This is a genomic window from Rhizobium sp. LjRoot30 (genome assembly GCF_964253915.1).
Classification (GTDB): Bacteria; Pseudomonadota; Alphaproteobacteria; order Rhizobiales; family Rhizobiaceae; genus Metarhizobium.
Map to the genome: position 1 here is coordinate 70249 of NZ_CAXUSG020000018.1, position 12175 is coordinate 82423.

A 12175-nucleotide genomic window follows, 5' to 3' on the forward strand; every position below is an offset into this window, starting at 1 on the left:
TGGCTGGGCTGGGGGCGTTGCGGGGTCTCCCCGCTGATGGGGGTGTGCCGGCGACCACGTCGCCGGCCAGGGGGAAGGCCTTCCCCCACAAAAACGCCTTTCTGTAATGCCTGAAAGCTGTCAATCCGGATGAACGCATTTCATCTTTCCAGTCTGACGCGCAGACGCCGTGCCCGCTCACGAAATGCCTCCTCGCCACCTTCAAGAATGTCACAAACTGCCTTGCGGATATTGGCATTTTCCAGACCCCCAGCCCTGTAGGTGATCGGGGGCAGACCGCCAATCTGATGCGGGCCGACTTCTGCAACGATGATCTGATCCGCATCCGTATTGATCACGAGGTTCGCATTGTGGGTGACCATGATCACCTGCCGCTTGGACTTCGCAGCTATGAACAGCGAGACGAGTTCGTCGAAGACGGACTTGGGATCGAGATTCTCCTCGGGCTGATCGATGATGAGCGGACGGTCATCGGCATCATCCAAAGCCAGATAGAGAAGAAGGAGAACGATGCCTCGCGTGCCGGGTGAGAGCTTGCGGATATCGATGCCGTCATAGACGATCTCGTAGCGCACTGAGATATGATCGGTTGCAAAGAGCCAATGGGCAAATTCCTTCAGCCAGGCGCGAAACTCCGCCTGTTGCGTTTGAGCGATTGGGGCGTGCCCGATCAAGTCTCTCAGATAGGTTGAAATGAAGGTGGCCATTGCGGTCTGCACATCCGCTGCCGTCCCATTTTCCCACGCCGGCTTGAGCGCTGTATTGGCCAACTGGATCAGCGATCCACGACCATTGAAGGGGCCGGCCTTTCTACGATCTAGGAGTTTCTCCTCGGCAATCGTTCCCCAGGCTTCGACATCAACGATACGTCGCACGGAGAAGCCGAGCTTTTGCAAGGTTCCCGATGACGCTGCCAGACGGCTCATAAGGGGAGCGTAGAGACTAGCGAGCGCCATCTGCTCATTGATGATCGCTTCGAACACACGGCCATAGGCTGCATCACGTTCGGTTTGCAGGTCCTTCTTGCGGACAGCGGCGCCCTGCGAATCGGTGAGACGGGTCTGCAGGCTCTGAAGGGCGGTGTTCTCCTGCGCGATACGGAGCGAAAGCGCGGAATACTGATCCCGGATCAATTTGTCTGCGCTGACCAGAGCTTCGAGCCGTGTCATCTCGGCTTGAAGAACGTTGAGGGTGAGTGTCGAAAGATCGGCACCGTCGGCGATGGGTGGCGCGGGAATTCCCGGTGGCAGAGGAACACCATTAAGGGCGGCGATCTGTTGATCCGCCCATGTGACGTAACCCGCCAGACTCTTGTCGACATCGCCTTTATAGACCAGCAGAAATTCGTCCCACTGCTGATCGTTCATATGGCCTTGCTGATGGCGTTCCCTGGCCTGCCGCAACAATTCGGGCGCCTTGGTCGCGCGGGTGCTTTTCACCTCATCCTGCAGGGCGAGGAAGGTCCGCCGCTGATTGCCGAACCCCTGAATCTTGCTGCGTACGGCCTGCACCGCCTGACTGAGTTGCGTGTGCCGTTGTGCCTGAGCTTCGGTGCCCTTGACGACGAGTTTGGCGAGATCTTCATTGTAGCTTTTGATCAGGCTGGTTTTCTGGGTCACCTGCGCAGTCAGAGTCGCGACCGAACTTTCCTTTTCCAGTTCCGTAGCGATGCGATCGGAAATGTCGGCAATAGCTTCGGCTTCTCGCTCACGGGCTTGCTGGAAGCGACTTGTGCTATGGCTGCGCAACTCGGCGAAGTCGATCGCACCGTCCCGCTGATCGTCGGAGTGGGATTCGAAAATCACACGTTCGATCTCGGCGATCAGACCGTCAGAGAAGCCGCCGGAAGAGCAGAGCTCTTCCACGAATTGCTGCGACAAATATCGGGCGCGCGGAAAGGATAGATGATTGTTGGCGTCCCGACCATCGAGCGCGCGTGTGATGGTGGCACCACCACCCCAGGTCAACGTGGCCGTCGCATTGCCGACCAGCTTGCGGGCGCGGACAAGGAAGGAGGGACTAGCATTCTCGCTGGCGCTCCATCCAGATGGCGTGATGGCATCGCATCCAGCAGCAATCATATCGGCGAGGGCCGTTTTCCCGGAACCGCGAGCCCCGATGATAGCCACCAGGCCGGGGTTTAGCGGGATTTTGGGAGTCGCGGCCCAATCTGCATCAGCAATGGAGATGTGCGAAATGACTTGCGAGGGCATAGCGGTTCGCGGCGGTTCCGTTCCGACGTAAGCGCGGCCTTCCGGATCGATGCAGGCTTGGCGCAGTGCATCGAACTCGAGCCCGCCCTTGATCCATGAGAAGCGCTCTTCGACGGGTTGGCCTACGCTCTTTTGATCATGGGCGTCACTTCCGTGCAGGCAGGGCTTGCAACCATCATAGTTTTCGCGGAGTTGCTCGACGCTCACACCTTTTTTGCCAAACCAGAATTCGCGCTGTGCGGGGCTGCTTGAGAAGATGATGTGGGCGAACCGCTCGATCTCCTGGCGCATCGTCGCATCGGCCGCCTGTCGCAACCCCGACGTTCCATCTCCCGCTGCGCCGGCCACTGCGACCAAAATGTTGGCCTTCGCCCAGTCGCTGTCTCTTAGCACCTGGCGCAGTTGAGCGAAGTTGACCTTGAACTGCGTGGCACCGTGGCGCAGAGCCGCGCCATCGTCGATGATGGCGGTGTCGGCGCGCTTGCCCAGAGCAATCAGGTCGTTGCGAGTACAGTTATAGGTGTCGCCATGCGCCTGGAACTGCAATCGTTGGAGAATGCGATGCAGTTCGGCCAAATGATTAGAATCTTCCGGACTAACTAGCAGGTGCACATTGACGAAGCCGGTCTTGGCGGCGATGTCGAGCCGCAGTTCGACATTTGGAAAGATGAGCTGGACGTTGGGCAAGCGCCCCGCCTGCTTGCGTCGCAACACCTCCTCATACGTGTCAGTAACATAGTAGTCGGTGACAGCTACCGCTCCGATCGTCGGCGTGCAGCTTTCCAGTGATGTGAGATAGGCCTCCCAGGGATCGCCGCCGCCGAACTGATTGTTCAGGATTGTCCCCGGCGCATGGATATGCGGCTCCCAACGCCGCCACTGCGAACCTCTACCGATCATTGCCCCTCCGCGTGTGTCGGCAGAAATAGATGGCCTATTGCTCTGTCCGAATCCATGTGACTTAAAAGCTTTTTAGCATCCACAGGTTGTTTTAAAGCAAGTCTTCTATGAAATCTGTTTTCATTATTTATCCAGAACCTCGAAGGCTTCAAAAATCGAGCGCGATCGCCGGGGTAGTGATGCTCCGAGTTCATCGGTGTCGAGCGCGTACTTCCGGAGGTGGAAAGTACCCGACACTTCGCGCATCTCGAAAAATCGCACGGGTCGTCCTCGGTTTGCCAGGGCCTGAACGATCGTAAACTTGACGGTGGATTTGCAGCGAATGCCGAAGACGACTTCTTCGAGTTCCAGCGGTGAATCCTGTGCGCCGCGTCTCCCGATCAGGCGCCATTCCCGCTCATAACGCCAGCTCGCGGCCTTGCGAAGCAGGACGGCTTCGTCAACGCGGCCTCGCGCCGCGCTGTCGATCTCCATCACGGCCACATCGCTGGCCAGTACCTTGCGACTGCCCCCATAGCGGATTTTATGAAGGTCGGCTTCCGCCCCGGCCGGAACGGAGTAGCCGGCACAAATCCCGTTGTGCTGATCGCCATAATGGCTCCACATCAACGGACATGTGGCGCGGACGCCGAACGAAACGATGCCACGGTCGTAGCGGCGAAGCAGTTCCTCTTCGAGATACTGCCGCAGAAGCGATTGCAGGGGATCGTCGATCTCGTAGCTGGGATCTGTGGCGTGGTAGCGGATTTCTTCAAGCAGCCGAGCGGCATCCTTCTGGCTGTGCCGCGCTATGTGATCGATGGTTTTGGGGCCACGATATTTGAGGGACTTTGCCGCTGCCTGCATTTCATCAAGGATGCGCTGCTCGCGGAGACGGCTAAGAACCTGTTCAAGCTGATCGTTGGGAATGTTCGCATCGAGCGTTGGTCGGCAGTCGAGAGGGTCGTTGAAGTCACCCGGGTCTGAATAGTACAGTTCATCGGCGACCAGCATGTCGAGCAAGCGATGGCTGAAACCTCGATATTTATACAGCAGTCTTGGTAACTTAATCAGCTCAGCCATGGTCACCCTCAGTCCCTCAGTATTTTCATTCCCGTTTCGAACGCGACTTCCCCGCTTTAAGCGCGATGGCGATCAAGATACCTCCGCCAACTCCGCGAGGAGATAGTTGATGTAGCTGCGTGTCAGGTTGCAGTAGAGATGGGCCTCCCTCAGCGACGGCGAAACATCGGCCGCGAGTTGCGTGCCATGTCGGACGCCGCCGCCGCCCGGCGAAGAGAGGAAACCGTGCATCTTGGTCATCCAACCGAGCGCTTCGGCCAGCGCGCTGCCGCCGTTATTTTTGCGCAGGGCGCGGATGATCTCGTTGAAGTATTTTCCTTCGACCGTTCCCGATCCGCTTTCCTGACCCTGGAATGCCGTCGACACCGTTTCAAGGAGCCAAAGAATTTCCTGCACTGCCTGCCGCGGCCGTTGTTCGAGAAGAAGGCGATCGGCTTGGTCGAGCGAGGTGTGAATAAGCTCATGCGCGCGTTGGCCCAGCGATTTCTGCGGCGTCTGGACGACAATAGGTGTCTGTGGATGGCGTGCCAGCAGGGCTGGGGGCCTCACCTCATAGGGCACTTCATGTTCATAGAGGATCTGGTTGACGACATCGGCGTCAGGGAGGCCTATTTCCGGATGCGCCGTCTGTATCTGCGCGCACCCATCCCAGAAGGCGCTGATAAATACCGGGGCATTGTCCCCGGCCGACATCATCGCACCATGAAGGTCGCTGATCGCCCAGCTTTCGCTGGAGCTCCAGGATTGGCCGCCAGTGAATTTCGCCTTGAACAGCTCAAAGATCGACCAGGACGATTCCGATTGGCTGGCGATGGAGTGAACAAGTGAATTAAAGGCATTCACCGCTACCGGGGGCATCGCACCGGGGGAGCCATAACGCCATGCTGTCGGCATCGTCAGGGCCATGCTGCCACCTCAGCTTTCTTCGGCAGGAAGCGCGTAGCGGAGCACGCGCAGATCATCGTCGTCGTCGAGCGTGATTTCGAGCACTTGGTTCACCAGATCAGGGTCGGCATCGAGTTCGAGCAGAGCCTGCTCGAAGAGTTCGATCTGCATATCGAGATCCATGCCAGGAGGGCCGTTGAGGCAGATCAGGCCGGCATGAATCGCGACATCGGCATACTGCCCCTTCGTTCCGGGCTTGTCCCTTGGCCCTCGGAAGTCGACCGAGTTCTTGGTGACGAAGATCCAGTCGCCATCCAGGATGATCGGCGTCAACTCCCAGTCTTTATATCCTCCGAGCCCCAGCCAAACGATATGGCTGGTTTCGCCGTGTTCTTTGTCGATTGCGATCTTCGCAAGCTCTGGGCTGAGACATTCGTCGATTAGAAGCTTCATCCCGCCTTCCTACGGCGAGGTACGCGCCGGTCAGTGACGATGGTCGAGCCTTCCGGGAGGTCGCCCGAGACGCGGGGCCGGCCGCGGAGCGGGTTGGCTTCCGCATAGATCGCGGCAAGGCGAACCTTCTCGGCATCGAGGCTTGGCCAGGCGTCAAGGATGCGCTCGATCGGGCGACCGGCCGCGACGGCGGCTGCGACATCGTAGACAGGAACGCGAGTGCCACGAATGACTGGCGTACTGCTGAGAATATCGTCGGAGGTACAGACGATTTCGCGCGCTGCTGCCAGATCGTCCAGCCGCTCGCTCGTGCCCTTCACGAAGGGCAACAGATCGATGGTCAGGAACTCGTCGCGCACGGTCCAGTCTTCGCGCAGCAATGCCGCCCAGGCGAGCGCACGGGAGCGCGTCAGCCTAGGGCCGGCGGTCTTAATGGCGAACAGCCGTTCTTCCGAGGTGAGGCGCTTGGCGCTCTCGAAGTAAAACGCAATGAAGGAGCATGCGCCAGCGAGAACATACCGCCCGTTGTCGAGTGACACGAAGGCATCTGGCAGGATGCGCTCATCGATGACGCGATTGATGTCGCGCAGGCTCACGCGCGAGACGACAGCGGCCTCGGTCGCCTTCAGCATTTCCGCGACAGCGGGCATGTAGGCCTCCTAATTTAATCTTCCGATGGATCGGAATATATATTCTCAGGGCGCCAATTTCAAGATAGAGGTTGATAGGTGCGAGGGAATCTCACTTATGCTGCGCTCCGGGCAAGAATCGCACGGGCCCTTGTCCGAGCTTATCGCCGGACAAGCAGCGGAAGAGTTTTTGGAGTCAATCAATCAGACGTTGACGCTGCTCCGGCTTCCCGATTCATACTAACATGAGCGTTTCTTGCTGAGTTTGAGCGAGAACTTGCAGTGAGCTGAATCTGTTGTTTTGGGGGGAGTTGTGACTAATCCAGCCGTGAGGCTTTCTCAGTTGCACGCTTGGCGTCATGAAGCCGAATTGCGCGGTTTACAGCCTCGGCTTGACGCTTACTGGGCGGTCGATAGCAATAGGCCGGACGGTACCGACGCAGAGCGGGAAAGCTATTACCGGCAGGTGGTGGCGCCTCACGAAGACGCCTTTCTCGCAGAGTTCCCTCACGGCGTGCCGGAAAGAACAGCCTGGGAGGTTATCTTGCGCGAGGGTAACTGGCGTTCCGTGCTCAGAAGCTGGCGCCACGATGGGCAACAGATATTTGAGTTTGCCCCCGACTTGTTGGCAATGCTTGCCGATACGGACGTGGATGAGTTGCCCGTCCAGAACCTGCGGATGCCGTACAACACATTCTATGTTGCTCTCACACCGGGACATTTTCTGCCCGACTACAATCGCGATTGGGTAGTCGATGGATTCTATGTCACCGCTGAAACCTGCCTGGTTGACTCTCTCCGGTTGATCCCCCGCCCTCCGAACGAACTGATCGCTGAGCAGAGAAAACAATGGGCGGATCTTGAGCGAATCCCAGGCGCTCTGGACAGCCTGCGCAAGGGCTCCGAAAGTTTTGCAAGCTTTGACAGTTACATTGCGAAGCTACTGGCTGACAATTCGGCCGCCCAACAGCTTTATGACCGATACCTGCTAGATCCCGATGCGGTGATGGATGAAATAGCAGCCAAGGTGGATATCCGCGGTTCGGGCGAGTGGCGCTCATACTTGATGTTCAGCGTGGATTTCACTTTCCGTCGGCGTGATCATGCTCCGACATCGCTTTCATTGACCGAACTTTTGGGCCAGCCAACACTCCGTGCGTATTACGATTTTGTCTCGCACCGCAATACGGTTGCAGATGGCATCGAGCGTGGTCGCCGCTCGGCCATTCCAATGGATACCTTTCGAGAAGAGGATGGGCATCCTGATGATCTTCACAACGTGATTTCCGACCCGACGGTTCTGGAGGAGGTCACGCGACTGGTGTTCAACCTCGTCTGCTATTTGAATTATCCCGATCGCGATCAGGAAAAACGACTAAGCGATCCGCGGGTCCATGAAAAGGTAAGGCGGGCCAAAGGCAAAGCAAGAAAATTGGCCGAAGCGCGAGCACGCCAGGATGGTTGTCGCTGGATCAATTTCTGCGGCTATCGAACTTCATTCGACAAGCGAAAGATGCTCGGCGGGACAGCCGTTGGCCATTGGCGGCGGGGACACTGGCGGAATCAACGGTTTGGGAAAGCGCTGGCAGAAAGCAGGTTGCTTTGGATTCGGCCAACGATGGTCGGGGCTGACAAGGACATCATTGATGGCCGTCCGACCGTTTACGGGGCGTCCTAGTAGCCTGCGGCTCAGTCCCTTAGTGGTGGCCTTTTGCTGTGTAAGGCCGATCGGGTCTGGAGCTGTTCGGACGCCTCGGCAAGCACCGCGAGGAGAGGTTTGTTAGTTCAATCGCCTTGCACCGGAATGCAATAATTAGAATGCGGTTTGATGGGGATGATTTGTCGCGATGGCTGGGAAGCAATTCAAGAGGACACTTAAACGAGCCATCGATCTGGAGACGATGCTTACGATTTCAAGCGATGCCTTGATGGGGATGCCCAAAGACGACTACCAGATTGTCAGGCGGCTTGCGACCAGAGCCCGGCTGGATCGTCGACCGCGTTACGTTTGTGGCTTATGCGGGCATGCGGTCTACGCTCCGCGTGAAGGTCGAACCGGACAGCCTTATTGGAAGCATCATCCGGGCGCTCCTGAGGACTGCTTATGGTGGACCGGGATGCCCTCCGGCGTGGACGTAGTCAGTGCGCAGCAGTTTGACGGCGCTCAAGAAAGTCCGTTGCATGCGAAGATCAAAAACATTGTTGGTGAACTCCTCACGGCGGATCGCCGGACCAAGCCGGAAAGCGTAATTATCGATGCATATCTCATCAGCGAAGGGGGCCGCCGGCGCCCCGATGTGCGTGCAGTTTATGATGAAGCGCCAGTTGTCGTCGAAGTTCAGCTTGCGACAACCCAGATTCCGATCATCATCCAACGCGAAGATTTCTATGACAGCGAGGCGTATCGGCTCCTGTGGCTGACCTGGAATTTTGAGCCGCCTCCGACAAACGGACGGCTTCTCAGTTCATTCGAAGACATTTTCTATTCGCATAATAAGAACCTGTTCTCGATGGACAACGAGACCGTTCAGCTCTCACGGCAGCGGAACGAGGTCATTCTTCGTGCTTTCTGGGTCAGGGAGAACCTGTGGCATTCCAAGCTCGTCGGTCTTCATGAATTGAATTGGCTTTCGAGTGGCCGCGCTTTTGCTGTGGCGCCTGAGCCTCATTGGCACGAGGACTTCCTGGCACGTTGGCGTGCGGCAACTGGCGAGCATGGTACTCAGAGGCCGGAACGAGGGGAGCTTCTTGCGGAGCTGGCTTACAAGCTATCGCTCATCGATGTCGACGACCGCACACTCGAGGAGGGCGATATCGACTCCTTGATCAACTGCTTGCTCTCCTTGCTTGACGGCCACCCGGTAGGGTCGCGCCAGAAGAATCTCGTGGAGGTGTTGAACACATTTCTTAACGTAGAGCGGCGGCATCGCTTTGCGCGCCTCATCCGTCGATTCGCTGAGCTTGCAGGCAGGAAAGACACTTTGGAAACAAAGAGCGTTCAGAGCAAGGTGGCGATTGCGCTCAAGGCGGAGCAAGACGATCCACAGAGCTTGACGGGGCGTATTGCTCTAACGCTCTTTCCAGAAGCGTTCGCTTCGAGGCATAAAGTAACGGATCGAAGGTGACTTCGATTCTATACGCAAAAGAGAGTATCGAAGTGTTATCTGATGAACGTCGCGGCCATGTATTTTTCGGTGAACAGCGTTTCGGCGCGGCGCTTCGGTTGATCAACAATCGACTTCGTCTTGAAGTGTCCGATCCGGAAGGACATTTCCGAGATGTCATCCCGGATAAGTTAGATTTGATTCATTTTCGAACCAATAGCAGCTATTTTTCTTTGTTACACCTTCGTCGAATAAGCTCGAAAACTAGGCTCGGCGTTGGCGGGATGAGCATGTTCAGCGTGTCCTTTGCGCTGGAAGAGGCTCTATTTCCGGCACTGGATGATGTTCGTTCTGATTGCTGGTGCGTGTATGTCGAGGATGTCGCGAAGATTCACCACGTTACGGGCCTGCAGCACTCGATTATGCTGTTGCCGGACAATCGAATTGCATTGAATTGGGCCTTCAATCCAGCGAAGCCGATCGAACTCGATTGTTCTGAAGCGAAGCTCATAGTGGAGCTTGGCCAAGACATGAAGACTAACGGTGACCTCGTTGGAGGCCCATCACTTGCTTTTAAGTATCCTGTCAAACTGCGCTTCGAGACGCCTGTCGATTTGGACACGGCGCTGAAAAAGATGAATCGGGTGAGGCAATTTTTTTCTCTGTTAATGGGGCGGATGTTAGGTATCAACGAGGCGTATCTCCGGCTGATCGAAGATGGTCGGCCCCATGATGTCGGTATCCACGGTCTCCGCGCAACGCAGCTTTCTGATAAGCCAGCTAACAGGATCGTGAGTTTTGACGATCCTGTTGAGCTGGCGGCGCTTCTCGACCGTTGGCTGGTTCGAGCAGATGGACTGGCAGATGCAGTCAGTCTGCATTTCCAGGGTTTAGAGCAACGGGATCTGGAGCCAGCATTACGATTTCAGCTTTTTGTTCAAGCGATCGAGGCTGCTCATCGTCGGACAGCGCCTCTGTCAGCAAGCCCAATTGCCGCAGTACCTATCTTGGATACTCTCCGGACAGCGGGCATTTCCGACGATGTCGTTGATCGTGTTGGCGGCGTATTGGCTCATGCGCACGAGCCAGGGCTTCGCCAACGGCTAAAATACTACTGGGAGCTCTTCGCGGCAGAAATCAAGGTACTTCGCCCTGGCCTGAAACAGAAGGCGGCTATTTCGCAACTGGCTGCCACACGGAATTTTTACGCACACCGGACGGACAAGACCTCGCAGATTCTTGAAGGCGCAGATCTTTGGGATGCCACTGAGCTTATGAAGGCGATTTCCCATATGGCGATTTTGCGTGAGATTGAAGCGCAGACAGTTGGCATCGGTCAGTCCATGTTGGACAACATGTTTGTGCAGTTCGCAGAGCGAACGGATCGAATACCGGCTGGCGAATGAACGATTGCCTACGCGGGCGAATTGGAGAAGTAGGATTTTGAGCGAAGAGAAAGAGAATGCAAGTCCACAGAAGATTTGCCAAGGCTGTGGTGAGGCGCTGACTGGCGAGAATGACTCCGAGGCGCACATCATCCCGAATGCGCTTGGTGGTCGGCTCAAACCGAAAGGCATAATTTGCCAGACGTGCAACACCAAGCTCGACGCTTTGGCTGATAATGCGCTGGTCAAGGCGTTTGGGGATTGGCCGACGCTTCTCGATTTGCCGAGAGACCGTGGGAAGAATCCGCCTAAACTGATCGAAACCCGCAATGGCCGCCGCGTCCGATTGGAGCGGGATGGTAGCATGACGGCAGTAAATGTTGTTTATGACGTCACGCCTATTGCTGACGGACACGAAGTGCACATTTCGGCTGGCGACATGACGACGTTCCGGCAGCTCTTGAGACGCGCGGAGAAAGAATTTCCTCAATTTGACGCAAACCAGGCTGAGCAGCATGCCCGCACGGTCGGGATTGAGGACGGCGACGAGTTAAGGATGGGTCTGGATTTCAGTCCGCAGGGTGTGTTCGGTGGTGTGACGACGGCTATTTGGTTGTATCTCATCCATACGACGGGCCGCGCCTTTATGGACTGGGAGCGTCTCGTAGCAGTGATCGGGGCCATGCAGAGTCATGGTGGGACGTTTCGATACATGGTTGAGGGTCTTCCCGGCCTGAAGGGGCCGGATATTCCTATTGGCCACAAAATCATCGTCCGTTCGGTGCCGATGAGCGGACAGTTGATCGCCTATGTCGAGATTTTGGGTGTTTTAAGAGTTGGTGGTCTGTTTGCCGATGCCAGAGGTCCGGTGGATTTGGTCGAACACATTTACGCCTACGATGTACTTGGCAAGCAGGACCGTAGCGACGAATTCACTATCGATGCCTCAGAGTTCGAGCGCCAGGATTGGAAGCAGACCGGTGTCGCGCCGACCGAGGGCGAACAGCTTCGGGCGTTGATGGCTGAAGCCATCCAAGCCACTTTCGAGACGCGGTATCGGAGCCGATTTGCAGAAGCAAGCAGCGGTCAGGAGGTCTTGGGCAAATCTGCGAAGTGATGTTGCCTCGGTTGCAGCAGCGGCGGCGGCGACCAGTCTGAAGCTGCCGCAGCTCGGCCTGAGCCTGGACAAGCGGAGGATCGTCGGATCCAAGATAGCTGAATCGATGGCGCCGGGGAAGCGAGCGTGCATTCGAGTAACGGTGAAGCAAGTCGGCTCTGATTAGTGCCCAACCTAGACAATGGAAAGACATTTAATATTATATAGATAGTGAGAATCCAGGTTATTCGGTGGGCTACGCCGCTGTACGAAACAGGTCGCCATGGTTACCGGCCGCCATCTGTTCCAGCACGCGTAGGCAGGTCGATAGGAAATGCAAGTTGAGATGGTTGCGTGCCCCCGCAACCAATCCTTTAGACAGATTATGAATGACTTGGCGGCCTCCTTCGCGAGGCTGAAGTCGTTTTTATACCTCGCACGTTGAGGC

9 protein-coding genes are annotated in these 12175 nt (G+C 56.7%); 4 read left to right on the plus strand and 5 right to left on the minus strand.

All coding sequences use genetic code 11. The features are described from left to right. Positions 1-140: 140 nt before the first annotated feature. From ACSQ3I_RS25000 to ACSQ3I_RS25020, 5 genes are all read right to left on the minus strand, one after another. Positions 141-3113, minus strand: coding sequence for a TrlF family AAA-like ATPase (locus ACSQ3I_RS25000; RefSeq protein WP_062425001.1), 2973 nt, complete (start codon positions 3111-3113; stop codon positions 141-143). A gap of 123 nt (positions 3114-3236) precedes the next feature. Then, the gene (locus tag ACSQ3I_RS25005) at positions 3237-4175 is read right to left on the minus strand and encodes a DUF2971 domain-containing protein (protein ID WP_062425000.1); all 939 of its coding nucleotides are present in this window, start codon (positions 4173-4175) and stop codon (positions 3237-3239) included. 72 nt (positions 4176-4247) lie between these two features. After that, positions 4248-5081, minus strand: coding sequence for a hypothetical protein (locus tag ACSQ3I_RS25010; protein ID WP_082546383.1), 834 nt, complete (start codon positions 5079-5081; stop codon positions 4248-4250). A gap of 9 nt (positions 5082-5090) precedes the next feature. Beyond that, entirely contained in the window at positions 5091-5513 is a 423-nt protein-coding gene (locus tag ACSQ3I_RS25015; protein WP_062424999.1) for a DUF5615 family PIN-like protein, read from the minus strand. Further along, complete coding sequence (locus ACSQ3I_RS25020) at positions 5510-6163, minus strand: DUF433 domain-containing protein (RefSeq protein WP_062424998.1); 654 nt, start codon at positions 6161-6163, stop codon at positions 5510-5512. The genes ACSQ3I_RS25015 and ACSQ3I_RS25020 overlap by 4 nt, the downstream gene beginning before the upstream one ends. 292 nt (positions 6164-6455) lie before the next feature. On the opposite strand from ACSQ3I_RS25020, the gene ACSQ3I_RS25025 reads away from it, so the two are divergent. The 4 genes from ACSQ3I_RS25025 (at position 6456) to ACSQ3I_RS25040 (ending at position 11748) form a co-directional block, all read left to right on the plus strand. Beyond that, positions 6456-7820: a hypothetical protein gene (locus ACSQ3I_RS25025; RefSeq protein WP_156379276.1), complete on the plus strand. Its 1365-nt coding sequence runs from the start codon at positions 6456-6458 to the stop codon at positions 7818-7820. A 169-nt stretch (positions 7821-7989) separates the two neighbouring features. Next, positions 7990-9267: a DUF6035 family protein gene (locus tag ACSQ3I_RS25030; protein WP_062424995.1), complete on the plus strand. Its 1278-nt coding sequence runs from the start codon at positions 7990-7992 to the stop codon at positions 9265-9267. Then, a complete protein-coding gene (locus ACSQ3I_RS25035; RefSeq protein ID WP_156379275.1) occupies positions 9264-10652 on the plus strand; it encodes a HEPN domain-containing protein in 1389 nt (462 codons plus the stop codon). Before ACSQ3I_RS25030 ends, ACSQ3I_RS25035 begins: the two co-directional genes overlap by 4 nt. Before the next feature lie 37 nt (positions 10653-10689). After that, entirely contained in the window at positions 10690-11748 is a 1059-nt protein-coding gene (locus tag ACSQ3I_RS25040; RefSeq protein ID WP_062424993.1) for an HNH endonuclease, read from the plus strand. Positions 11749-12175 lie beyond the last annotated feature (427 nt).